Origin of the sequence: Cytobacillus sp. FSL R5-0569, from assembly GCF_038007265.1 — a bacterium.
Lineage (GTDB): Bacteria > Bacillota > Bacilli > Bacillales > Cytobacillaceae > Cytobacillus > Cytobacillus kochii.
Map to the genome: position 1 here is coordinate 2614103 of NZ_JBBOWW010000001.1, position 23491 is coordinate 2637593.

Sequence of the window (23491 nt, forward strand, 5' to 3'; positions counted from 1 at the left end):
TTATCCAACCTTCTCTTCTCCTTCCCATGCTCTTGCTATTGCTTCTTCTATTGCACGTTTTAATAGGGTCCCAATAAGTTCCCTGCGATAATCAGCACTTCCGTGCAAATCTCCTTCTGGGTCCACACACTCACTCGTTAATTCAGCGATTTCTTTTAACAAAGCTTCCGTTACTTTCTTTCCTATTAATAATTCCTCAGCTTCTTCTATTATAAGAGGAACAGGATTGACACCACCTACAGCTAGTTGTGCCTTTTGAATAAGTCCTTGATTATCTAGTTCAATTACTGCTGCAGCGATTGCTAAGCCAAAATCTCCATGTCTCCTCGCCACTTCTACAAAAGAATGCCCCACTCTCTCTCCTTGTGTCATAATTGGAAAGCGGATTTCTTTCACTAATTGATTTGTTTGTAATGAAGTCAGGAGATAAGTGAGAAAAAAATCTTCAGGACCGACAACTTCCTCTTCATTCACTGAAGCAATAACAATCTCACCTCTTAATGTCGTCAATACACACGGTAATTCTGCCGAAGGATCACCGTGAGCTATACTGCCACCAATTGTCCCACGATTGCGAATTTGTTTATGACCTACCCACTTAATTGCGTCAATAAGCAATGGACATTTTTCTTTAATTAATAGTGAATTTTCCACTTCCACATGCCTTGTCAGTGCACCAATGGCGATATATCCATCCTCTTCACGAATATAATTTAACTCTTTTATACCGCTCAGATCGATTAAAAACTCAGGGGTAGATAGCCTCATATTCAGTACAGGTATTAAACTTTGCCCTCCAGAAATGATTTTACAATCATCTGCGTATTCTTCTAGATAGGTTAGTGCCTCATTAACACTTGACGGTTTTAAATATTTAAATTTTGATGGTTTCATGCTCGTGCCACCCTTTCGTTACGCCTTTTGTAAAGTGATTTGTTTCTCCACATCTTTAAAAAAGTTTCCAGCAATAAATTTTGCCACACCGCTCATTACTCTGCTTCCTACACCTGCAATCATGCCGCCAACTTCAGCATCACATTCCCATTTAACTTCACACTTTTCTTCATCAACTGCAGTAATATAGCAATCCATTTTTGCTTTAACAAATCCTGGCTTTCCACTCCCTTCTGCTATTAATTGATAGTGTACAGGTGCTTCGATATCTTCAAGTTTTACATTTCCTTTGTAATCCCCTTTAACTGAAGCAATGCCCAATTTCATTTCAACATCATAGGTTCCGTCCTCTTTTAACACTAGGCTTTTGCATCCTGGAATAGCTTTTTCTAATATTTGAGGGTTGTGAAGAGCATCCCAAACATCTTTATAATTTTTTTTCATTTTCACTTGACCTGATAAGATCATTATTTTCTCCCCTTTATAATTTTTTGAATTGTGCTAATAGTAATAATATTAATTTTTTCGAAAAATTTTGTCAATAAAATGCGGATGTTTTTGTTTCGTTAACTAAATATCGTTTTTTATATAAAACATAAATATGTAAATAAGATTGTTTTAGATAAATAAGGCTATTTTTTGTTTTGAATGTAAAACCAATATATTATTTTAGCTTTTCATACTCTTTTATTGTGTCTATATCTAATAGAATACCGCGGTCATTCACTGCAATTTCTTCCTTATATGGGATGGTCTGAATAAAGTTCTTCCCACTTTGTTGTTGAATCGAATGAATCATTGTATTGTTGATGTTTGCAAAATAGACAGGATGGCCAGGCGTTTGATCATATGATGGCCTTATAGATATTGGATGTTTCTTCTCTCTCGCTAACTGTTGCCCTCTTTGAATAATCATTTCACTAGTTTCCTTTTCTATAAAGGGGGCGTCTCCTAAAAAAACAAGTGCATCTTCCTTTGAAAAGGCAACTTGGGTAAGTCCTTTGTACAGTGAAGACGATTGACCATTGGCATAATCCGAATTATAAGCCCAAGAAAAGGAAGGATTGTTTATCTTGATTCTTTCCATAATGGTAACTGCATCATGACCAATAACTGCTATCACTTCTTTACAATGTAACTTTAATACTTGTTCAATGACATAATGAAGCATAGTTGTCCCTTTAAATGGCAGCAACTGCTTCGTCCGCCCCATTCGCGTAGATAACCCTGCTGCGAGAATAATTGCTTTCATTGGACGTTTATGATGATTGGTGGATAAATTCCGCACCTTGTAGAAAGCCTCCTTTATGTCTTGTTCTAACTGCTATCACTTCAGCAACAATACTAATAGCAATCTCCTCAGAGGATACGGCTCCTATATCAAGACCAATTGGACTATGCATTCTTTGTAAGTCTGTATACGTGAAGTGACAACCTTCCAAATAAAGCTGATCGAGGATTTTGATACGTCGTGATTTCGGTCCTAAGACGCCTATATAAGGAGCCAGTGAAGACAGGGCAAATTTTAATGTCTGCTTATCTTTCTCAATATGATGATTCATAACGACAATATATGTACGATTTGTTACACGAATACATGCTGTGAAATCCTCTGGTCTAGCTATTATTCTTTCGGCATGAGGAAACCTTTCTTCATTGTTATAAAGGCTTCTTTGATCAATGACAACCGTTTTCATCCCGCATTCTGCTGCATATTTAACAACAGGTATCGCATCATGTCCTGCACCAAACACCATCAAAGTAGGTGATGGAACAAATACATCGAAGAATATGTCTACATCTAATTCATTCTCATCTTGTATCATTAAACTTTCTGATTGCGGGTTGGATTGCCCTAACTTTTCTTTAGCAATGGATAAAGCAGCCAATTCCAATGCTTGGTCATGGAAAGATCCAATAGGGGATTGATTTTCCAGATAGCAAATCCGATAATTTTTTTGTGACAAACTAGCTTCCGTAATGGTCATTAAAACAGCAGCTTGTTGTTGGTCAATCGCATCTAGCCAAGCGTCAAAAGGCGCCAATTTCTTTTGCACATTCATCCACCTCCTCAATATTCTGTGTTGTATATATTATAGGTTCAATATAGATATGAACCGTTCCTGGACAGCCAAGACCTAACCCCCATACCTCGTCTTCATCTAAATGATACGTTTTAATTATTGGAGCTTTTGTCTTTATTACTTCCTTGGCTATTTCTGCTACATCTGCTTCTAAACAGCCCCCCGATATTAATCCAACAGTAACTCCATCCGCATCGATTAGCATTTTTGCCCCTTCTTTTCGATAAGCTGATCCTTTTACTTTAATAACTGTTGCTAGCGCACAAGGAAGCTTCTTGGCTTTTAGTTTTTGTATTGCCCTCATCACTTCCAGCTGTTCATTAGTCATCGACATCACCCTCCAATGCGTATATATTTAATAGTACAAAAGAAAATTGGAATGTTTTACCTATAAAACGAAGTTTCCGATATAGAATAATATAATCGTTACTTCTTGACTATGTCAATTAAATTTTTAGAAAATTTACAATAGATTACTATTTGAAATTTTTGACTTTTTATTACCCAACATACATATGGAGGTATTCATTTGAAAAATCCTACATTATCCAATTATTAGCTTTCTCCTCACTCTCCCGAATGGTATAGGCAAATAAGCAAGAACGGAAATGCATACATATACCCATGGCAATCTACTATTGATTCACCTATAGCAGAGAATATCTTTGATCAACTTGTCTGTTTGCATACACAAGATAAAGTTACCCTTGATTTTGGCTGCGGGGATGGAAGATTCACAAAAAAATATGCTTTATATGCCAAGCAAATGATTGGGGCCGATTCTTCTATGCAATTTATTCAGACGGCAATGAAGACAAAGCCCGAAAATACATCATTTATTGTTGCTGATTCAAAACATGTACTTCCTTTTAAACGAGCATTCTTTGATATTGCCATTATCCGCAAAGGGCCAACATCTATTTATCATCAATTACCTCTTTACGTAAAAGAAGGAGGGCTCATTTTAGGGTTGCACCCTGGTGAAAATGAGGGAAAAGAGTTATCAAACTGGTTTCCTAAACTTTTTCCAAACAACCAACATAACATACCCATTCAACAACATCTCACAAAGATCTTTACAAAGGCTCCTTTCAAGAAATTTGAAATTCACCCGTATCATACGATTGAATATTTACATTCACCGCTTGATCTCATCCACTATCGTTGCTTTGGACAAAAAGAAGAAATCTATCAAGTAGTTAGCTCCGACATACAAGAAATCACTAACATTTTCAAGAAACATCAAACCGTTAAAGGATTACCTATCACTTATGAACGATATATAACAATAGTACAAGTGTAAATCCCTTACAAGTCTATGGATTAAAGTCATTATTAGAATAAATCTGGGCCTACCCTGCATGTAGGTAGACCCAGATTTCATTCTCTTAAGCATAAGCATGACTCTTAGTAGTGTGTTCCTTATAACTCTCGCATGTCTTTTATTTTCCATGTTTGTTTGCGGTGGTCATAATTGCTGGGTTCTTCTAAAGACAAGATGGGTAATCTTATAAAACACGATGACTGATCTTTGATGAACTTTAAGATCATAAAAGACTAATCAGTACCTTGTTTATACAGCAAGGTATTGATTAGTCTTCTTCTTTAAATATTTCATGTAAATATCGCTCTCTATTTTCCAAGAAGTATTTCGTTATTTGGTAATGATCTGTTTCTTCATACGTTGTTTCCGCAATGCTACCTTCATCGAAATTTAGAATCGTTGCTCCAGGGAAGCCAAGTAGTATCGGAGAATGGGTGGCAATAATTAATTGGCTCTCTTCTGCTGAGACAATATCATGCATGATTCTAAGAAAAGCAAGCTGCCTTGCAGGCGATAATGCCGCTTCAGGTTCATCTAACAAATAAATACCCTCTCCATCAAAACGATTCAGAAAGAGTGATAGAAACGATTCTCCATGTGATTGTGCATGTAACGACTTGCCACCATAACCACTATATCCTGTTGGGCATTCCCGTTCTAATTCATCAATATGTGAAGAAAACTGATAAAAAGATTCGGCTCTTAAGAAAAAGCCATTTGTTAACTTCGGCATCCAAGAAAGCCTAATGTGGGGAGCTAAGGAAGATTCGGAGGCATGTAATTCATAACTATTACTTCTACTCCCTCCAGCCACATTAAAACCGCATTGGTGGGCAATGGCTTCTAATAAGGTTGACTTGCCAGAACCATTATCACCTACAAAGAACGTTACAGGTGACTTAAATTGAATTTCATCCATTGATGCAATCGTGGGAATGGATAAAGGATAGGTATTTTCATGACTACTACTTATTTTCTTTATTTTTCTTAGCAAGGTCTCTCCTCCTGTTTTTAGGATGTCTCACCTAAGCATTTACTAAAAATATGTTATTGTCTATGGTATGATAAACATATCTTTCCAGAATCGAAATTTCTCATAAGAAAAAGAAGGTCTGCACATGAACAAAAGCTATTCACTATTGCTAGCAGTTACTATTGCCGTAGCAGGTGGGGGCATTTTCACCCTACTTCATATCCCTGTAAGCTGGCTATTAGGATCCATAACAAGTATTATGCTTTATTCTATACTATCAAAGACGACGTTGTACTGGCCAAAATATTTTAGAAACATCGGGATCTTTATAATTGGATACAGTATGGGCCTTTCATTAACAAAAGAGGCGATGGTGTTCATCTTGCACCAACTACCCTCCATGTTATTTTTAACAGTACTCATTATTGGGTTCAGTTTAATTACTTCATTCTTCATTGCAAAATTAACCGGTATCCATTATCCATCGATATTGCTTGGTAGTATTCCTGGCGGTTTGTCACAAATGCTCGTATTAGCTGAAGAAACAAAAGGAATGAATGTGACTGTTGTTACTTTCTTACAAGTAGTAAGATTAATACTTATTATCTTTTTTGTTCCTTTTCTCATATTTGGTCCGTCCTTCCATAATGGCAGGAATATTTTACCGGATTATGAACATACAGCTAGCTGGCAGCAGTTATTACCTGACATTATTCCATTTATGATTCTATCATTTATTTTAGCTATTATTTTTAAAAAATGGAACGCACCAACCCCATTTCTTCTCGGACCTATTATTGCAACAAGCCTCATGACACTGCTTAATATTAATGGTCCTGCTTTACCTAACAGCTTACTTGAGATTGCACAAGTTTTTATTGGTATTAACATTGGTCTCATGATGCATCCAGAAAAGCTTGAAAACAAATGGAAATTATTAAGTTTAGGTGTATTTAGCAGCGCTTTATTAATCGTCATCTCAATGATTCTCAGCTTTCTTCTTAGTCATTTTTATGAGTTTTCCCTTGCTACAAGCTTCTTAAGTTTATCACCTGGTGGAATGGATCAAATGGCTATTATTGCCCATGAAGTCGACGCACAGTTGGCTGTTGTAACCGGCTATCAACTCTTTCGGGTATTTTTCATCTTCTTTATTGTACCTCCTTGTTTAAAATATCTATTTTTACGATATAAGAGAGTAAAAGGGTAACCAGTTGGTGACCCTTTTTGCCTATCCTAAATGATCTATCCTCACCTCAGGACCATTTACCTATTCCTTCGTAAATCTATTTTTTATCTACAAAATTCATTGTCGAAATAGTCAATTTCGTTATAAAGTGCCTACATTTGTGGAATAACGTCTTGTTTTGATATCTTTTGTCAGCAGGCAGGAAAAGACGGGCTACGATGCGGAATAGCTAATTATACGGAATTTATTATGTAGTTCGGAATCCCCTTCCGAAACATGAAAAATTACACTATGATGAAAGGGAGTTATTCATGAATCAAATTATGCAAGCATATACCATTAATGAAGTATCTAAACAGTTAAATATTCCGCCGGGAACATTAAGACAGTGGGAAAAAGATTTAAAGGATATATTAGTCATTCCCCGATCAAAAAATGGGGCAAGATATTATACAGATGAAGAAATTAGCTTACTAGATACCGTCAAAAAGATGCGTAATCAAAATTTAAGTCAAAAAATGATTCGCAGACTACTTAAGCAACATCTTGATTCAGAGTCAATAGCAGACCAACAAGAGAACCCCTTAGAAACATCATTGAATCCTATCCTACATGAAGCAACAACTGAGCAAGATCATCATCCTCTCAATATCGAACAGCTATCTATGGTCATGACACAATTCCAGGACCATTTATTACAAGAGATCAAGCAAGAATTAAAAACGAACTTTAAAAAAGAAGTTGTAGAAGAAATGAAAATGGAGCTTTCCAAAAATTCGCTTCATACAGTTAAAACCATTTCAGACTCCATCTATAAATCCAACGAGAAGACGAAAGCAGAAATTCAAGAAATGACTGACGAATGGAAGCATGCTTCAAAACAAAGCTCCGGAGCGCTCGAAACCTTGTCAAAAAGAGTTGCGAAACAGTCGAAGCGAACGACAGACCAGATGCACTATATCACGAACAAAATAACCGAATCCTCAGAAGCATCCTCTGAAGAGTTCAAAACAATGATTCATTATATTTCTAGCTCGCAAGAATTAACAGGTACAGAATTTAGCAATGAAATAAATGAATTAAAAGAGAGTATGAATGCAGATCGTGATATTTATGTCGAAACAATGAGAAAAGAACATGAAGAATATTTACATCGATTACGTGAGCGAGAAGACGCATTTCAAGATATGATGCTGTCTTTCCGAGATGCCGCAGCGAGTAAGCAAGAAAAGAAATGGTGGCAAAAGTGGAAAAAATAAATTCGTAGGGGCGAGTATCCCCTCAATATAAAGGGGTTTTTATCAAATGAAAAATCAGCAAAAAGCGCATCATGTGGATGAATTATTAGTTACAATGGACAATGATCATCATCGTGTAGATTTTCGTCTAGATGAACTGGAATCGAAAATGGAGATGTTAAAAAGAAAACTTGAAAAATTTGAACACAAAATGCAAATGCTTAAAGACTAAATACACCTGATAATACCCTCTAAAAGAAGCTGGAAGAGAAGTATTGTATTCTAGCTAAGGATATATCCGAATGATTATGAGCATACAACTTCTAATCATTCGGTTTTTTTGTGTGATTTATATCCTATAGAATAGTGGAATGGAGCGGAAGACACTCGACTCCGACTAGAAATAGAAGGAAAGTGAGTGGCTGTAGTGCAAGAGGACAGACTTTTTTTGCAACTGATTTTTTATAGTTCTTCATTTGTTATTGTTCATCTTTGAGGTTAGGTCATTTAGTTATGTCTTACCCCTTTCTCTGTTAATCTTCTTAAAAGCGGTCCCATTCCCAGTTTATTCGGTGTATTATCTCTCCATTTCAATGACTCCTCCTACTATGAGAAAGCCCAAATATTTTTCTTTAAAACAAAACTATATTTTCATAAACAGATTATGTTATTCTGTAAATAATAGGAAATATATCCTTAGTGGGTAATTATGGATAAGTCAAATGAGTTGTTACCTATGTTTAACGAGACTATAATTTAGGCAATAAAGAGTAGTATCAAGGTTAGAAAGGAATTCTATTTTGAAAAAGATTAGTATATTTTTCTTAATATGTTTACTTATTTATATAAGTTGGCCGTCAATTCGTGAAGCTCTAGGGGATAAAACCAGCGAACACTTGAAAGAAATTCAATCAACTATTGAAGAAAAAGATGTTCAAGGCTTTACAGAAGATGCTGTTACTGCTTTTAATCAAATGATTATCAATTTTGAACAATGGATCCAGCCTTCACCTAATGACTCTCCTCCGGCAGAAGAGGAATCAGTCGAGAAGCCCGCATTATCTGAACCTGATAGCCAAACAATTTCAGTCTATAATTTTGAAATCGGTGAGAAGAAAGCGGAAGTTGAGAATACATTAGGATCCCCACAAAGAATTACATCAAATGAATACGGTAGTAAATGGCATGCTTATCATGATAATTATCATCACTTCATCATGATTTCTTATGATGAAAATGAATTAATTAATGGCATCTATACGAATCAAGATTTAATTACTTCTAAAAACGGCTTTCAAATGAATATGACAAAAGAGGAAGTAACAGAGATATTCGGGGAACCGATTAGCGCGATTCGTAAAGGTATAACCAATTATCAATATGCAACCGACAGTAATTATGCACTTTATGAGGTCGATGATAGTTATTTAACGGTTTTCTATGATATTCATGAAAATAACCAAGTAACTGCCATTCAATTAATTGCTAAAGAGCTTGAACTTAATAAAGTTGGATTCTATGGTGAAAAAAGTGCAGCTTTAAAGGAAGGTTTTGAATTCCAGTTATTTGATTTAACAAATGCTGAAAGAGTTAATTATCATTTACCTACACTAACTTGGGATGATCCCGTGAGACAAACAGCTAGAGATCATAGTGCTGATATGGCTGTTAATAATTATTTCGGTCACGATAACTTAAAAGGTGAATCGCCGTTTGACCGGATGAATGCGGATGATATTCTGTTCCGAACAGCAGGCGAAAACTTAGCCTATGGCCAATTTAGTAGTATTTTTGCCCATGAAGGCTTAATGAATTCTGCTGGACATAGGAAAAACATTCTTAAAGAAGATTACCAGCTTCTTGGTGTTGGCGTGGCATTTAATGACGATAACCAGCCTTATTTCACAGAAAATTTTTATACGAAAAGATAAGCATGCAGAACTGCTCTGACATGCTCTTTTTCATACTACAAACCATTTAATATAACTATTTACTCTTAAGACAAACGGTTAAATGAGCTTTGCTTTAATGATCATATCAGATAACATTTTAATAACCGAATCATTCATTTTTAAAGCAGATAATTTCATTCATATAATAGAAGTTGCTACAATATGTACAGATACTAAAAAGAAAGTAGCTGAAAACGATGTCAACGATAAAATATTCTGTTTTAGATTTAGCACCAGTCCTTGAAGGTGGATCACCTAGTGAGTCATTAGCGAACTCGCGCGATTTAGCCAAACATGCAGAAAACTTAGGTTATACGAGATATTGGCTGGCTGAACACCATAATATGCCGGGGATTGCTAGTTCAGCCACATCTATTGTTATAAGTGATATTGCCCGCGCTACCAATACAATTAGAGTAGGATCTGGGGGCATTATGTTACCAAATCACTCTTCTTTAGTGATTGCTGAACAATTCGGTACACTCGAATCACTTTACCCAGGAAGAATTGATTTAGGCCTAGGTCGTGCGCCAGGTACTGACCAACTTACTGCGGCGGCATTAAGAAGGACAAGACGAACAGATGCCGAAGATTTCCCTCAACAAGTGGAAGAATTAAGAACTTACTTTGATCCTTCCCGCTCAGAACAACCATTACCAGTTAGAGCGGTTCCAGGAGAAGGCTTGAATATTCCAATATGGTTACTCGGTTCAAGTGGTTATAGTGCGCAACTTGCTGGTCAGTTAGGTTTGCCATTCTCTTTTGCTAGCCATTTTTCACCGGACAATACACTACCAGCAATTGATCTATACCACCGGAGCTTTAAACCATCTGATGTATTAAAAGAACCTTATGTAATGGTTGGGGTGAATATCATTGCAGGGGAATCAAACGAAGAAGGACAATACCTAGCAAGTTCTCTTTACCAATCTTTCTTAGGCATGATGCGTAATAAACGTGGAAGGATGTTACCTCCTGTTGAGAATATGGACGAAGTTTGGACACCTATTGAGAAACAATTATTACAACAACAATTAGGTTCTTCCATTATTGGTGGTCCTGAGAAAGTGAAAGAAAAGCTTGAAATATTCCTTGGCGAAACTGGCGCCAATGAGATCATCGTCAATGCTCAAATCTATGACCATGATAAAAGAAAAGCATCTTATCAGCATGTGGCGAATGTAATGAAGGAAATAAACGCTTAAGAACTTTGATCATCGAAAGCAAACATGAAAACTAGTTTACATGTTTGCTTTCGACCCCATTGTTCTCTTTCATACAGGGTCGTACTTAGAAATCTGCGTTGCTTGGCTTTAGTTATGGTACGGAGCACCCTTCCTCATCCCTCTTTTATCATCTTTAGCTTATTATTCATGTTGGTACAGCTTCAATATTTAAATATGTATATGGGGTGAGAATCTGATTCACTTCCTATTTTCTTCCCTAGAAAGTGAATCAATTTTTGCTTCAGCTAACCGGCGATAAAGATTGCTCATATGGACCAATGAGTTAATCATTAATACCTCTTTCATTTCATTGTTCGGTTGGGAGATTTTTTCATTATAATTTTGAGCCATCGATTTCTCCATCCAGTCAACATTTTCATTAAATTGTTCTTCATTCTCATTTATCATGTCAACATACATATCATAAACGTCTTCTATATTCACCTCTTCTTTTTGCACTTCCTCGTTCAGACTTTCTAACGTTGATTTAATGTCCTGAATCGATAAAATGCCTTTTAGTTGATAAATAAGGCTCATCGTTAATATATGTTCTTTGCTGTAGCGCTTATTTTTAATGGGTGGTAATAGTTTTCCTTTGGCATAATTATTAATCATTGTTTTTGTTAAGATTTTCTCATCTTCATTTCGTTTATAAGAATGGTAGTTTTGTTCAAACAGTTGTATGACTTGATCCATATATAAAGCGATAGACGGAATGTCTTCCATGCGAATCGGCTTTCCTTGTCTGATTCTTTCTTGTTTTTCCATCATTTTATCCCTCATTATTTTTCTTCCTATCATACATCCTATCAATAGAAATGTAAATGTTGACTATATATTATAGTTAGTAGTAATATTATATGTAGTATTAAAAACTACTTATAATATTATTAGGGGTGTTATCATGTCGTTTATAAGAGAACCCATCAATAGCTTAACTCATTTCGTTGGCGCAATATTGTCATTTATAGGTTTACTGGCGTTAATCATCAAAGCATCATTACATAACGGAACAAACATTGCCATATTCTCTGTTACTTTTTTCGGTATTAGTATGATGTTACTTTATCTCGCTTCCTCCACTTATCATGGGGTAAGAGCAAAACATACAGTTATTGCTTTCTTGAGAAAAGTTGACCATTCCATGATTTTCGTGTTAATTGCTGGTTCTTATGCACCTTTCTGTTTAATCGCACTTGATGGCGTATTAGGAATAAGTTTATTTGCTTTCGTTATAACGACATCCATTCTTGGTGTATTATTTAAAATGGTCTGGTTTAGTTGTCCTAGATGGTTATCCACTTTTTTATATATTCTTCTTGGTTGGGTTATCATCATCGCCTTCCTCCCATTAAGTAAAGCATTGAGTACAGCAGGACTCGTATGGTTAATTCAAGGGGGCGTATTTTACACAATCGGTGGCGTTATTTATGCGGTCAAACCTAAATTCATGGAATTTAAACATATGGGGTTTCATGAAATCTTTCATATCTTTATCTTATTAGGAACGCTTTGTCACTTTATTAGCGTATATGGCTACGTTCTTTAATTAATTGAATGGTCATAGGAATATTATGTTCGTGTATAAAATGAAGGGCTAAGTGAGATAGATGTCTATTCTGCTCATTTAGCCCTTCTCTATTCATTATTTAATTAGCTTTTTCAATAGCTTTAATGATTTTTCACTCGGATACCGAAATGGAAAATCCACTTTTGTTGTTTGCTTTAAGACGCTTTTATAATGCGTAAATGCATCAAAACTTGCCCGTCCGTGATAAGATCCAATTCCACTATTGCCTACACCACCAAATGGTAAATGTGGGGAACTTAAATGCATGACTGTATCATTGATACAACCACCACCAAAGGAAATTGATTGCAAGATTTTTTGCTGGACTTTTTTATCATCTGAGAAAAGGTAAAGTGCCAGCGGTTTCGGCTGTTCATTTATTTTGCTTATGACATCATCTAATTCCTTATAACTCAATACTGGAAGAATCGGTCCAAAAATTTCATCTTGCATAATTGGATCTTGCCAATTAATTTCAGTTAAGATGGTCGGTTCGATCAGATGATTTGATTCATCCACTCTCCCCCCATAAAAAGATTGACCATTAGTTAAAAATGTAGCAAGCCTCTTAAAATGCTTCTCATTGACAATCTTTGTGTAAGCCGTATTTTCGATTGCATTCTCTCCATAGAGACTTTCTATCTGAGCTGTAACTTCCTTAAGAAACTTGTCATGAATCTCTTGATGGACATAAACAAAATCGGGTGCTACACATGTTTGTCCAGCATTTAAGAATTTCCCCCATACTAACCTTTTGGCTGCATGGTTTATTTGGGCATCATGATGAATAATTGCTGGACTTTTTCCTCCCAGCTCTAACGTAACAGGTGTTAAATGATTAGCGGCTGCTTTCATAATGTGTCGACCAACTGCTACACTCCCAGTAAAGAAAATATGATCCCAAGATTCTTCTAACAAATTTTCACTAACTTCCACGCCACCTTCCACAACCGTAATATATTCAGCTGGAAAATGCTCCTCAATAAGATGAGCAATTAAACGAGAAGTGTGAGGTGTTAATTCGGAAGGTTTGATGACTGCTGTATTGCCTGCAGCGATTGCACCAATTAATGGCGCAATCGCTAATTGAAAAGGATAGTTCCATGGTGCAATGATTAATGTATTACCATATGGCTCAGGATAAATCATGCTTTTTGAACCGAATGTAGTTAAAGATGATTTTACTTTTGCAGGTCTCGACCACTTTTTCACATGTTTAATTGTAAATTTTATTTCCTCTAGTAAAACAGCAATCTCTGTTAAAAAGGAGTCAAAAAATGATTTCCGTAAGTCTTTTTGCAAAGCCTCCGCTATGCTGTTTTCGTTCTTCTTAATTAAACTTCTTAATGTATATAATGCGTCCAATCGGTATGTAAGTGCTTTTGTTTTACCCGTATGAAAGAATGCTTTTTGCTGTGCTAAAATATTCTTTTCCATGCTCTTCCCTCTTTCTACTTTCAATTTTATATACCTCCTGCAGGAAAATGGTTTTACTCTCTTGAATATATACTAAAAAATGAGGTGAATCCTATGCGAAAAAAACTGCCATATATGATTCTTCTATTTGCTGTTCTTTATATATTTTTTATACCTGAGGAACCGACAATCCTAAAAATCTTTTTCAAATTAGTACCGATGATTCTTATTATTCTATACACCTATCGCAATCGGCAAGAAACTAAACCTATTCACTACTATTTTATTTTTTCAGGTCTTATTTTTTGTATGTTCGGTGACGGTCTACTCATTTGGTTTGTGGTTGGATTGACCGCATTTTTAATCGGTCATATATTCTATACGATTGGCTTTTTTAAGATTTGGGAATACTCTTTAGCTAGGTTTCTTTCTTTTATTCCTATTCTTGCCTATGGCATCTTCATGAGTTCGGAATTTGTGAAAGCACTTCACAACCGCAATGAAAATGAATTGATTATACCAGTCATCCTCTATATCGCGGTCATATCATTGATGTTTTGGTCTGCTATTATGTCAGGGCAATTATATGCCATCATTGGAAGTTTACTCTTTGTCATTTCTGATAGTGTATTAGCATGGAATAAATTTATTTCTTCCATTCCTTTTTCCGGAAGTATTATTATGATTACCTATTATTTAGCACAATTTTTAATTGCTTTTAGCTTGTTTCATACAGTGAAGATACAGAAACCAAATTCAACCATAGCAACAAAAGGATAATTTTTCAAATTTATGTTAAAATAAAGAAATAACCTAAATTGGGCATTAGCATAAAATAACAATAAGCAAATTTATTTCACTCTCCCGTTTAGGCTTAACTAGTTATAATCTATCTTACATTGTAAAAGGAGGATACCAGTATGAACAAGAAACAACATTCTTTTCATTCACAAGATAATGGCGAAAATCATGAAAATGAAATAGAGACAGTTGAGACGGCTGCTGAAAGAATTGAAAGAAAACCAGAATTTGATACGTTCGGGACGGGGTTAAATGGTTACGGAAATTAAGAATAAAAAAATGATGGTGATTCATTTTAATGATGAATCACCATCATTTTTTATGCCGTAACCTCTTCTTGCTCATTACTATCCTGTTTCTTCTTCTTCACTGGCATTAAGCTTCTTTCCAACCAGCCCATTAGAACATCTGCAATTACTGCCATAAATGCTGTTGGAATAGCTCCAGCTAAAATGATTGCCGTTCCGTCTTGCGCATTTGTTCCACGCATAATAATATCACCAAGTCCCCCAGCACCAATAAAAGTACCTATTGTTGCAATACCAATTGTAATGACTAGTGCTGTTCGTAACCCTGCCATAATGACAGAAAGAGAAAGTGGTATTTCTACCATTCTTAATATTTGCCATTTTGTCATACCCATTGCTTTACCTGACTCTATTAAAGTATGATCTACATTCCTAATTCCTGTGTAAGTATTCTTAATAATTGGCAATAAGGAGTAAAGGAATAGTGCAAAAACGACTGTATTTGTTCCAAGGCCCATCACAAGCATTAAAACTGCGAGCATAGCGAGTGCAGGAATCGTTTGAATTACATTGGCTAACGAGAGAACTACACTACTTAAACGTGAATATCTTGCTATTAAGATGCCAACCGGAATACCCACGATCGCTGCGAATAAAACCCCGTAGGCTGACATTAGAAAATGTCTAAAGAACTGTTCCCATACATAAGAACCGTTATTTGTAAAATAAGTAATTAAGTCAGAAAACACATCCATTTATGCCACCCCCTATTCCTTATCACGGAAATAATTATTTTCTTCTAAAAACTCTTCAGCAATGATTGCGGGTTCTCTTAATTCCCCATCTGCTGCATAATTTAATTCTTGCATTTTTTCTGTACTGATTTCTCCAACTAATCTCTCTAATAATGGATCAAGTTCAGGGTATTTCTTTAAAATTTCTTTACTCGCAACAGTAGATGAATCATATGGAGGGAAGAAGTTCTTATCATCTTCTAATACTTTTAAATTAAAGGCTTTTATACGTCCATCCGTCGTGTAAGCTAAAACGACATCCATTTCGCCCGATGCCGCTGCTTGGTAAACAAGTCCAATTTGCATAGGATACACATTCGAAAAATCAAAGCCATATGTTTCAACAAAACCATCATATCCATCTCCTTCACGATTCAACCATGAAGTATCTACACCGAAATTTATTTCATTTGCTAATGCCTCTAAATCAGAGACCGTTTCTAAATCCTCTGCTTTTGCTAATTCATCAGTTACGGTAAAAGCATACGAGTTCTCAAACCCAAATGAATCATACCATTTTTGATTAAATCTCTCGTCAAAGTCTTCTTGGACAACTTCCATTGCCTTATCAGGGTCAAGTACTGGCTCCATTCCTAATGGTCCTGCAATATCCGTGCCTGTATAGCGAGTAGCTGATATATCTACATCATTACTCACCATTGCCTGGTGAAGCACAATAGAAGACCCAAGATTATTGACCATGTTTACACTGAGATCGGTTTCTTCTTCAATTAACTGTTTAATGATTTGACCGACAATTTGTGATTCAGAGGTGACCACAGTCCCTACTGAAATAGAATCTTCACTAGATCCGCTTAAACCAGGAAGTGAACAGCCTGATAATAAAAGAGTCATCGTTAACATCATCGTCATGAAAATTTTTTTGCTTTTTATCAAACTAATCACCACCTTATGCTGTTTTTTCTTTGTCACGCATTGATTTAGGCGTAACCTTAAATTCTAATTTTCCAAGTATTATATCGACTATTAATGCGAGTATGGTGACAGGAATCGCACCTGCAATGATAAACTCAGTTTGATATAAATTTAACCCGCTAAAAATAAAATCACCTAAACCGCCTGCACCAATAAACGCAGCTAATGTAGCCCACCCAATTAAATATACTGTCGATACACGAATACCCGCCATAATAACAGGGATGGACAGTGGTAGTTCAACATATCGAATTCTTTCCCATCCAGTCATGCCCATCCCACGACCAGCTTCTAATAAGCTTTTATTAACATCTTTCACACCTGTATATGTGTTTCTTAAGATAGGCAGGACTGAATAGAAAAATAAAGCAATAATGGCGGGGATTTTACCTATTCCAAGAACAGGAATAAAAAACGCTAAAATTGCGAAACTCGGAATTGTTTGAATCATACCAAGTACTCCCATTACGGGTGATGCCGCTTTATCGAATCTTGTAAGAAGTATACCTAAAGGAACAGCTACAATGACACCAAGAGCTGCAGCAATGACTGATATATATAAATGCTCCCAAGTTTTGATCAATAAATCCGAACCGTTATTATTTAAAAAGTCTATGATGGCACTCATTTATATCTCCCCCTTCTACTGTGCACGTTCTAGCTCTTCGTCTCCCCAAATAGAGTCATAAACGATATCGACTAAACTTGTTCTAGTCACAATACCGACAAGATGTCTTTGCTCATCTACAACCGGCACATATTTAAGCCCTTTCTTTAATATTTGCCTGATCGTATCACGTACAAGCGCATCTTTATACACAGAAAATGTATCAGGGATTAAAATATCGGCTACGTCTTTTGCTTTTTTCCTGTTTTGATCAATGGCTTCCACATCAATATATCCTTCTAAAACTCCTTCTTGATCAATAACCAATAGTGAGTCTACACGATTTGTTTTCATAACAGTTATCGCATTAGATAATTGCTCATCACTTGTAATGGTTACAGGATGCGCATTCATTATTTGCTCCACTGTTGTAATGTTTGGTTTTGCTTGCACTAATCTTTCTTTTCCAATAAATTCTTCAACAAATTCATCGGCAGGTTCACGTAAAATTTCGTCAGGAGTCCCACATTGTACAAGCTGTCCATCACGTAAAATGACAATTCTGTCTGCTAGTTTAAGCGCTTCGTCCATATCATGCGTAACAAAAACGATTGTTTTGTCTAATTTCTTCTGCAAGTTTTTAAATTCATCTTGTAGGGCATCTCTCGTAATTGGATCGAGTGCACCAAATGGTTCATCCATTAAGATTAACGGTTGATCAGCGGCTAACGCTCTCAAGACACCTATACGTTGCTGTTGTCCTCCACTCAATTCATGTGGATATCTCTCTAAATAATCAGGAGTCATATCAACGAGAGAAAGAAGCTCTTCTGCCCGTTTTTTTCTTTTTTCTTCTGGCCATTTTAAAAGTTTAAGCACAAGTGAAATGTTTTCTTGAATAGTCATATGTGGAAATAGACCAATTTGTTGGATGACATAACCGATTTCTCTTCTCAGCTTAACCGGATCTTTCTCCATAATGTCTTCATCATTAATGAAGATTTTGCCTTCTGTTGGTTCGATTAAGCGGTTGATCATTTTCATTGTTGTTGTCTTCCCACAACCACTTGGGCCGATAAATACAATAAATTCACCCTTCTTAAATTCTAAATTTAAATTAGAAACGGCTGTTTTACCGCCTTTATACTTTTTTGATACATGCTCAAATTTCAGCATTTATAACACCCCCATTTTTTCTCTACCACAAACAATACCCAGTTCTCCGTAATATGAATCCTCTTGTCAGACTTTTTACTTACATAACGTAGTATATTATAAACTTCATGAAATAAAAAGTTTACAAAGTGTACATATTTTATAAAAAATAGTTAAAATAAATATTGTATAATGTTTTTACTCGTTATATCTTATAATAGCTACGTAATCATACGAATTACTCCCAAAGGTGTGATTATGTAAATTTTTTTCAAATATGGTACATTGTCATTAACTAAATGATCCTTATATTGAAAGGGTGATTGGATTGAGCGAAAGTTTTGATCAAATTGAATCTATTTTCATCGATAAAATAGCGGATAATATGAATACGTATGGTGTTTCCTCAACGGTTGGTAGAGTGTTAGGGATTATTTATATGAACAGAAAACCGATGACACTTAGCGAGTTATCGGAAGCAACGGGCATGAGCAAAACACGAATGAGTCAAGTAGTAAGAGAAATGGTGGAGTTAAATATAGCGGAAAAAGTATTTGAGAAAGGCATCCGTAAAGACTTATACAACGTTGAACAAGACTATTACCAAACGTTCGTATCACTATTCACTTCCAATTGGCAAAAAGCGATACAAAAGAACAAACAATTTGAAAAGAAAATAAAAGAAGAGCTTCATCTTATCACATCAAAAAAGGAACTTACCGTCGAAGATGAATTAAAGATAAATGAATTATTAGCAGAAGCAAAGGAATGGATGGAATACTACAAATGGCTAGCTAATCTTGTAGAGTTTTTTGAAAGTGGGGAAGTATTTAAACATGTACCGAAGCCATACTAAAGAATTAGCTATAACCGTTCTTTAATATTTATTGTAAAGTTTGTCCTATCTTTTCATATATATAACATATCCAACCGTTCCTAAGGTTAGGAAAAACAATTAAATGGGGATTGTTATATGTTAACTGGACTGATCATCATTTTTTTACTTGTGTTATTTCTGCCCTTTAGTTCAAAGGTAGTCGAAGAAAATTTAGAAATATTTCTTTTCTTTATGGGCGTTTTAGCTGTTTTTATTAGCCAAGTCTATACGGAAGCATTATTTTTTAAGGCAGCAATCGCACCAATTAATATCGCAATAGCGGTTTTTATAGCAGGTGTGTTATTCAAGTGGTTTCGACGCGGACTGCAAAATTCAATCGTCTATGTTAGTGAACGTGTGCCCTTTTGGTTTTTTATTTTTTTCACAGTAATCTTTTTAGGACTGATTTCAAGTGTTATAACTGCAATTATTGCCGCACTCATTCTTGTCCTTATTGCTTCTTCACTTCCACTACATAGACAGTCATTAATCATATTTGTTGTTCTTTCCTGTTTTTCTATTGGTCTAGGTGCATCTTTAACACCGATTGGTGAACCACTTTCAACAATCGCTATTAGTAAATTAAATGAGGATTTCTTTTTCCTTATCAATTTAGTTGGTAAAGAGATTCTAATTGCCTTGTTATTCTTCGGTTTACTAGCCGCTATTTTAGTTAAACCACCCAGGCAAACAGATAAATTCAGCAAAATGGTGCAAAACGAGGAAGAAGGCTACGGTGAAATAAGTATTCGTTCTTTAAAAATTTATTTCTTCGTAATGGGGTTAACATTTTTAGGTGCAGGATTTGAACCATTAATTAGCCAATATTTGATAAACCTCTCGCCTTCTGCTCTGTACTGGATTAATACATTATCTGCAGTACTTGATAATGCGACATTAGCTGCTGCGGAAATTAGCCCTTCTATGAGTAATCAAACCATACAAGCGATATTACTCGGCCTTTTAATAAGCGGTGGGATGCTTGTTCCGGGCAATATCCCGAATATTATTGCAGCCGGTAAATTAAATATTACGAGTAAAGAATGGGCGAAAATCGGTTTACCTATAGGACTAGTATTCATGCTTGCTTTTTTTATGGTGCTATTGTTTATTCAATAATTAATCTCCTATAGAAAATAGAGACTTTCTTTGACATAAACGATTGACCAGCTGTAGGCTATCTTATTTACACTGATTATTTATATAAACAAAACTTCACATAATAGAGTAATAGCGGAGACAAATTGAATCGAAAATGTCTCCGCTTAATCAATAATGGTCTGCCATTTTTGATTGCTGTATTATTTGACTAAATTTTTTTCGAGGATTATTTTATGTATTCCTTTTTCATTTGTATAAGTATGAATAATGTCAAATCCACCTTTTATATTCACTCCTTATTTAAGCTAAATCAAATAAGGAATGTACAACCGTTTCATTTCTTCCAACGGTCGTTTCAGCTTGGGATAATGAGTTCATAATTGCTTCTTCTGTTACTTCTGCTGCTGCTGCAAACAGCTCATTCATAATCGAATGATCTTCTCTTAAAGTTTTCATCGTATGCAAATAAGATGATTGTTTGTGCTTTATTGTATTTGCAGTAGAAAAAGCAATAACGATATCTCCACTACCATGACTATAATGGCTACCCGTCCTACCCAGTCCAATTCCACATCTTTTAGCAACTCGGTGTAATTGCCTATCACTTAACGGAGCATCTGTTGCTAATACAATCATAATTGATCCGTCAGTTGCTTTATCTAACTCTAAAGGATAATGTAGGTTGTTTTTAAAATAACGATCAAAAGGGAATTCAGGTTTTCCTCCAAAATTACTTAAGACAAGACAACCTACATGAAAGAATTCCCCGTCATTTACTGACAATTTTCTAGAAGAAGTACCAATCCCTCCTTTATAGCCAAAACATACCATTCCCTTTCCTGCACCAACTGCACCTTCTTCCACTGGATTTGTTGAAGCGTGCAAGATGGCTTCTATAGTATCTTTAGGCGTAACAACCATTTCTCTTATTGAATTTAGTAAACCATCATTACACTCTCCGGTGACAATGTTAATCGTCCCTGTTGTATCTCCAATGTCTTTATTTTCTTGTAACATATATTGCAGGGTACCTTGTGTAACGGCCGGGACTGAAAATGTATTGGTTAACATAATGGGTGATTCTATCTGTCCTAATTCATTTACTTGTACCAACCCAGTGGTTTTACCAAAACCATTAATAACATACGATGTGGCCACTACTTTTTCTTTAAATAAATTACCACCATGTGGCAAAATGGCAGTGACACCTGTACAGGCATATCCTGTTTCCGTCTTTTCATCAATGGTTTTATGACCGACTCTCACCCCGGGGACATCAATCAAGCAATTATTTTCCCCTGTCGGTATACTACCAATGATTATTCCTCTTTCTCGTATTTTCAATGCTTTTCTCTCCATTTCTTTCTGTACCAAAAAAGCAACCTTCCTTGAAGAAGGTTGCTTTTTTTTATTCATTCGTTAACTTATTTAATTCATCAGTTAATTCAATAAATCTCTCTTCGTTTCTTTCTTCAAGAGCGTTATCAATTTCTTGGCGGAGCTTTTTCATTCTGAAGTCAAGTATAGCCTTATTTAACACTTGTTCCGCTACGACTGAGTATTGGTTTTCATCGGTTTGGACTGTTGAGTTAAGCGTGTACTTTTCCATTTTGAAATCAACCCCTTGACCTTTTTTCTATTATAACAAAAAATTTCTGATAATTCAAACCTTAAATGAAATTTATCTTATACTCTATTACTAATTGTTGTTAATATAAATATTACCCCGTATTATCTTGATTTAAACCTTTTTAAAATATGTTTATTCACTTCCTTGCAAATATAATTTTCTTTACTATAATGGATATTTAGGGAATCAAAATATATCTATTGGTATATATATTTATAAATGAGGTGGGGTTTTGGATCAATCAACAAATTCATTACAAAAAGAAAGAATTTGGACTAAGGATTTTACATTAATTTGTTTTGCAAACTTCTTTGTATTTTTAGGTTTTCAAATGACATTACCAACATTGCCTTTGTTTGTCGAAGAACTTGGTGGCAATGACCAATTAATCGGGTTAGTCATCGGGATATTTACCTTTTCATCCCTTATTATGCGTCCTTTTGCGGGACATGCGTTAGAATCAAAAGGCAGGCGGTTTGTCTTTCTTATTGGACTAGCTGTATTTGTTCTTTCCGTTGGAGTCATTGGCTTTATTACGAGTATTGCCTTTCTCCTTATACTCAGATTAGTTCAGGGTTTAGGATGGGGATTCTCTACAACAGCTTCAGGGACAATCGCAACAGATCTTATTCCACAGAAAAGACGTGGCGAAGGGATGGGTTACTTTGGACTATCAGGTAATCTCGCTCTTGCCTTTGGTCCTACTTTAGGATTAGCACTCATTGGTAATATTAGCTTTACTTCCTTATTTCTAATCTGTTCTTTATTAGGACTCGCTGCTTTCATCCTTTCATCATTCATAAAATATAAACAAGTAGATCATACTGCTAGCGTAGTAGAAAAGAAAAAGTTTGATGTTTACGAGAAATCCGCTCTGCCCCCTTCCATATTAATCTTCTTTGTAACCGTTACATTTGGAGGGATTGCTACATTTCTACCTATCTATTCATTACAAAAAGGTATTGATGGAATTGAATGGTATTTCTTTCTCTATGCTTTAGCTCTGCTCATCAGCCGTACTTTTGCAGGTAGAATTTATGATAAAAGAGGGCATCAAGCTGTATTTATTCCAGGTGTGCTCCTTATTATTGCTGCCATGCTTCTACTCGCATGGTTACCGAGTAATGCGATTCTATTTACTGCAGCCATATTATATGGTTTAGGTTTCGGTACGATCCAACCAGCTTTGCAAGCTTGGTCTGTTAAAGAAGCACCGGTCAATCGTAGAGGAATGGCTAATGCCACGTTCTTTTCTTTTTTTGATTTAGGAATCGGTATTGGATCAATTATGTTTGGGCAAATCGCTTTTTACTTAGGATATAGCTCTATCTATATCGTTGCTGCCATTTCAGTTGTTGTTTCTCTATTCATCTATATTGGTATGTTATTACAAATGAGAAAGAACCGCTAACAATCTTGTAAAAAAAATAAGCCTAATAGAAAGCCCGAAAAGACATTTTTTCATTGTGATTAAAA

The 23491-nt window shown here is 35.5% G+C and carries 26 protein-coding genes; 12 read left to right on the top strand and 14 right to left on the bottom strand.

Annotation, left to right across the window (positions count from 1 at the left end; genetic code table 11):
- The 5 genes from MKX78_RS13365 to MKX78_RS13385 form a co-directional block, all read right to left on the bottom strand.
- Complete coding sequence (locus MKX78_RS13365) at nt 1–894, bottom strand: FAD binding domain-containing protein (RefSeq protein WP_341051322.1); 894 nt, start codon at nt 892–894, stop codon at nt 1–3.
- A gap of 18 nt (nt 895–912) precedes the next feature.
- Nucleotides 913–1362 (bottom strand): SRPBCC family protein, encoded by a 450-nt coding sequence (locus MKX78_RS13370; protein WP_224938349.1) that lies wholly within the window; start codon nt 1360–1362, stop codon nt 913–915.
- Between the two features lie 196 nt (nt 1363–1558).
- Entirely contained in the window at nt 1559–2182 is a 624-nt protein-coding gene (locus MKX78_RS13375) for a nucleotidyltransferase family protein (protein ID WP_341051324.1), read from the bottom strand.
- Nucleotides 2154–2951, bottom strand: a complete 798-nt coding sequence (locus MKX78_RS13380) for an XdhC family protein (protein ID WP_341051326.1) — start codon at nt 2949–2951, stop codon at nt 2154–2156. The genes MKX78_RS13375 and MKX78_RS13380 overlap by 29 nt, the downstream gene beginning before the upstream one ends.
- Nucleotides 2926–3306, bottom strand: a complete 381-nt coding sequence (locus MKX78_RS13385) for an XdhC family protein (protein ID WP_224938352.1) — start codon at nt 3304–3306, stop codon at nt 2926–2928. Before MKX78_RS13385 ends, MKX78_RS13380 begins: the two co-directional genes overlap by 26 nt.
- A gap of 354 nt (nt 3307–3660) precedes the next feature.
- On the opposite strand from MKX78_RS13385, the gene MKX78_RS13390 reads away from it, so the two are divergent.
- Entirely contained in the window at nt 3661–4281 is a 621-nt protein-coding gene (locus MKX78_RS13390; protein WP_341051328.1) for a class I SAM-dependent methyltransferase, read from the top strand.
- 289 nt (nt 4282–4570) lie between these two features.
- On the opposite strand, the gene MKX78_RS13395 is transcribed toward MKX78_RS13390, so the two are convergent.
- The gene (locus MKX78_RS13395) at nt 4571–5221 is read right to left on the bottom strand and encodes an AAA family ATPase (RefSeq protein ID WP_224938500.1); all 651 of its coding nucleotides are present in this window, start codon (nt 5219–5221) and stop codon (nt 4571–4573) included.
- A gap of 199 nt (nt 5222–5420) precedes the next feature.
- Between MKX78_RS13395 and MKX78_RS13400 the strand changes: the two genes are divergently transcribed.
- The 5 genes from MKX78_RS13400 to MKX78_RS13420 all read left to right on the top strand — a co-directional run bounded on the left by MKX78_RS13400 (nt 5421) and on the right by MKX78_RS13420 (nt 10859).
- Nucleotides 5421–6485 (top strand): AbrB family transcriptional regulator, encoded by a 1065-nt coding sequence (locus MKX78_RS13400; protein ID WP_341051330.1) that lies wholly within the window; start codon nt 5421–5423, stop codon nt 6483–6485.
- 290 nt (nt 6486–6775) lie between these two features.
- A complete protein-coding gene (locus MKX78_RS13405) occupies nt 6776–7723 on the top strand; it encodes a MerR family transcriptional regulator (protein ID WP_224938355.1) in 948 nt (315 codons plus the stop codon).
- A gap of 46 nt (nt 7724–7769) precedes the next feature.
- Entirely contained in the window at nt 7770–7934 is a 165-nt protein-coding gene (locus MKX78_RS13410) for a hypothetical protein (protein WP_224938356.1), read from the top strand.
- A 568-nt stretch (nt 7935–8502) separates the two neighbouring features.
- The gene (locus MKX78_RS13415; RefSeq protein ID WP_251161732.1) at nt 8503–9633 is read left to right on the top strand and encodes a CAP domain-containing protein; all 1131 of its coding nucleotides are present in this window, start codon (nt 8503–8505) and stop codon (nt 9631–9633) included.
- 218 nt (nt 9634–9851) lie between these two features.
- Nucleotides 9852–10859, top strand: coding sequence for an LLM class flavin-dependent oxidoreductase (locus MKX78_RS13420; protein ID WP_224938358.1), 1008 nt, complete (start codon nt 9852–9854; stop codon nt 10857–10859).
- Between the two features lie 219 nt (nt 10860–11078).
- Here MKX78_RS13420 and MKX78_RS13425 read toward each other — a convergent pair whose 3' ends face one another.
- Complete coding sequence (locus tag MKX78_RS13425) at nt 11079–11651, bottom strand: DUF1836 domain-containing protein (protein ID WP_281202575.1); 573 nt, start codon at nt 11649–11651, stop codon at nt 11079–11081.
- Between the two features lie 130 nt (nt 11652–11781).
- On the opposite strand from MKX78_RS13425, the gene trhA reads away from it, so the two are divergent.
- A complete protein-coding gene (gene trhA / locus MKX78_RS13430) occupies nt 11782–12429 on the top strand; it encodes a PAQR family membrane homeostasis protein TrhA (RefSeq protein WP_095373078.1) in 648 nt (215 codons plus the stop codon).
- A gap of 96 nt (nt 12430–12525) precedes the next feature.
- On the opposite strand, the gene MKX78_RS13435 is transcribed toward trhA, so the two are convergent.
- Nucleotides 12526–13956, bottom strand: a complete 1431-nt coding sequence (locus MKX78_RS13435; protein WP_289435175.1) for an aldehyde dehydrogenase — start codon at nt 13954–13956, stop codon at nt 12526–12528.
- Nucleotides 13957–13980: 24 nt separating this feature from the next.
- Between MKX78_RS13435 and MKX78_RS13440 the strand changes: the two genes are divergently transcribed.
- Together MKX78_RS13440 and MKX78_RS13445 are read left to right on the top strand one after the other, a co-directional pair.
- On the top strand, nt 13981–14646 hold the full coding sequence (locus tag MKX78_RS13440) for a lysoplasmalogenase (protein ID WP_341051334.1): 666 nt from the start codon (nt 13981–13983) through the stop codon (nt 14644–14646).
- Nucleotides 14647–14786: 140 nt separating this feature from the next.
- Complete coding sequence (locus tag MKX78_RS13445) at nt 14787–14936, top strand: hypothetical protein (protein ID WP_251161736.1); 150 nt, start codon at nt 14787–14789, stop codon at nt 14934–14936.
- 50 nt (nt 14937–14986) lie between these two features.
- On the opposite strand, the gene MKX78_RS13450 is transcribed toward MKX78_RS13445, so the two are convergent.
- From MKX78_RS13450 to MKX78_RS13465, 4 genes are read right to left on the bottom strand one after another with little or no spacing between them, the layout of a single operon-like run.
- A complete protein-coding gene (locus tag MKX78_RS13450; RefSeq protein WP_224938363.1) occupies nt 14987–15670 on the bottom strand; it encodes an ABC transporter permease in 684 nt (227 codons plus the stop codon).
- A gap of 12 nt (nt 15671–15682) precedes the next feature.
- Entirely contained in the window at nt 15683–16603 is a 921-nt protein-coding gene (locus MKX78_RS13455) for an osmoprotectant ABC transporter substrate-binding protein (RefSeq protein WP_445662673.1), read from the bottom strand.
- A gap of 16 nt (nt 16604–16619) precedes the next feature.
- A complete protein-coding gene (locus MKX78_RS13460; RefSeq protein WP_341051340.1) occupies nt 16620–17273 on the bottom strand; it encodes an ABC transporter permease in 654 nt (217 codons plus the stop codon).
- Nucleotides 17274–17288: 15 nt separating this feature from the next.
- Nucleotides 17289–18428, bottom strand: coding sequence for a betaine/proline/choline family ABC transporter ATP-binding protein (locus tag MKX78_RS13465; RefSeq protein WP_281202574.1), 1140 nt, complete (start codon nt 18426–18428; stop codon nt 17289–17291).
- 307 nt (nt 18429–18735) lie between these two features.
- Here MKX78_RS13465 and MKX78_RS13470 point away from each other — a divergent pair, with 307 nt between their 5' ends.
- Together MKX78_RS13470 and MKX78_RS13475 are read left to right on the top strand one after the other, a co-directional pair.
- Nucleotides 18736–19263 carry a GbsR/MarR family transcriptional regulator gene (locus tag MKX78_RS13470; protein WP_224938366.1) on the top strand — a complete coding sequence of 176 codons (528 nt, stop codon included), beginning with the start codon at nt 18736–18738 and terminating at the stop codon, nt 19261–19263.
- A gap of 117 nt (nt 19264–19380) precedes the next feature.
- Nucleotides 19381–20403 (top strand): DUF1646 family protein, encoded by a 1023-nt coding sequence (locus MKX78_RS13475; RefSeq protein WP_341051343.1) that lies wholly within the window; start codon nt 19381–19383, stop codon nt 20401–20403.
- A 282-nt stretch (nt 20404–20685) separates the two neighbouring features.
- Here the strand turns inward: MKX78_RS13475 and MKX78_RS13480 are convergent, their stop codons facing one another.
- Nucleotides 20686–21744: a DmpA family aminopeptidase gene (locus MKX78_RS13480; protein WP_341052761.1), complete on the bottom strand. Its 1059-nt coding sequence runs from the start codon at nt 21742–21744 to the stop codon at nt 20686–20688.
- Nucleotides 21745–21793: 49 nt separating this feature from the next.
- A complete protein-coding gene (locus MKX78_RS13485; protein WP_224938368.1) occupies nt 21794–21994 on the bottom strand; it encodes an IDEAL domain-containing protein in 201 nt (66 codons plus the stop codon).
- A 253-nt stretch (nt 21995–22247) separates the two neighbouring features.
- Between MKX78_RS13485 and MKX78_RS13490 the strand changes: the two genes are divergently transcribed.
- Nucleotides 22248–23426 (top strand): MFS transporter, encoded by a 1179-nt coding sequence (locus tag MKX78_RS13490; protein WP_233435236.1) that lies wholly within the window; start codon nt 22248–22250, stop codon nt 23424–23426.
- The last annotated feature ends 65 nt before the right edge of the window (nt 23427–23491 follow it).

Excerpts from the sequence above, each read along its gene's own strand:
- MKX78_RS13365 (WP_341051322.1), bottom strand. The coding sequence starts at position 894 with ATGAAACCATCAAAATTTAAATATTTAAAACCGTCAAGTGTTAATGAG.
- MKX78_RS13370 (WP_224938349.1), bottom strand. The coding sequence starts at position 1,362 with ATGATCTTATCAGGTCAAGTGAAAATGAAAAAAAATTATAAAGATGTT.
- MKX78_RS13385 (WP_224938352.1), bottom strand. The coding sequence starts at position 3,306 with ATGACTAATGAACAGCTGGAAGTGATGAGGGCAATACAAAAACTAAAA.
- MKX78_RS13395 (WP_224938500.1), bottom strand. The coding sequence starts at position 5,221 with ATGGATGAAATTCAATTTAAGTCACCTGTAACGTTCTTTGTAGGTGAT.
- MKX78_RS13400 (WP_341051330.1), top strand. The coding sequence starts at position 5,421 with ATGAACAAAAGCTATTCACTATTGCTAGCAGTTACTATTGCCGTAGCA.
- MKX78_RS13405 (WP_224938355.1), top strand. The coding sequence starts at position 6,776 with ATGAATCAAATTATGCAAGCATATACCATTAATGAAGTATCTAAACAG.
- MKX78_RS13410 (WP_224938356.1), top strand. The coding sequence starts at position 7,770 with ATGAAAAATCAGCAAAAAGCGCATCATGTGGATGAATTATTAGTTACA.
- MKX78_RS13420 (WP_224938358.1), top strand. The coding sequence starts at position 9,852 with ATGTCAACGATAAAATATTCTGTTTTAGATTTAGCACCAGTCCTTGAA.
- MKX78_RS13425 (WP_281202575.1), bottom strand. The coding sequence starts at position 11,651 with ATGATGGAAAAACAAGAAAGAATCAGACAAGGAAAGCCGATTCGCATG.
- MKX78_RS13440 (WP_341051334.1), top strand. The coding sequence starts at position 13,981 with ATGCGAAAAAAACTGCCATATATGATTCTTCTATTTGCTGTTCTTTAT.
- MKX78_RS13445 (WP_251161736.1), top strand. The coding sequence starts at position 14,787 with ATGAACAAGAAACAACATTCTTTTCATTCACAAGATAATGGCGAAAAT.
- MKX78_RS13450 (WP_224938363.1), bottom strand. The coding sequence starts at position 15,670 with ATGGATGTGTTTTCTGACTTAATTACTTATTTTACAAATAACGGTTCT.
- MKX78_RS13460 (WP_341051340.1), bottom strand. The coding sequence starts at position 17,273 with ATGAGTGCCATCATAGACTTTTTAAATAATAACGGTTCGGATTTATTG.
- MKX78_RS13465 (WP_281202574.1), bottom strand. The coding sequence starts at position 18,428 with ATGCTGAAATTTGAGCATGTATCAAAAAAGTATAAAGGCGGTAAAACA.
- MKX78_RS13475 (WP_341051343.1), top strand. The coding sequence starts at position 19,381 with ATGTTAACTGGACTGATCATCATTTTTTTACTTGTGTTATTTCTGCCC.
- MKX78_RS13480 (WP_341052761.1), bottom strand. The coding sequence starts at position 21,744 with ATGGAGAGAAAAGCATTGAAAATACGAGAAAGAGGAATAATCATTGGT.
- MKX78_RS13485 (WP_224938368.1), bottom strand. The coding sequence starts at position 21,994 with ATGGAAAAGTACACGCTTAACTCAACAGTCCAAACCGATGAAAACCAA.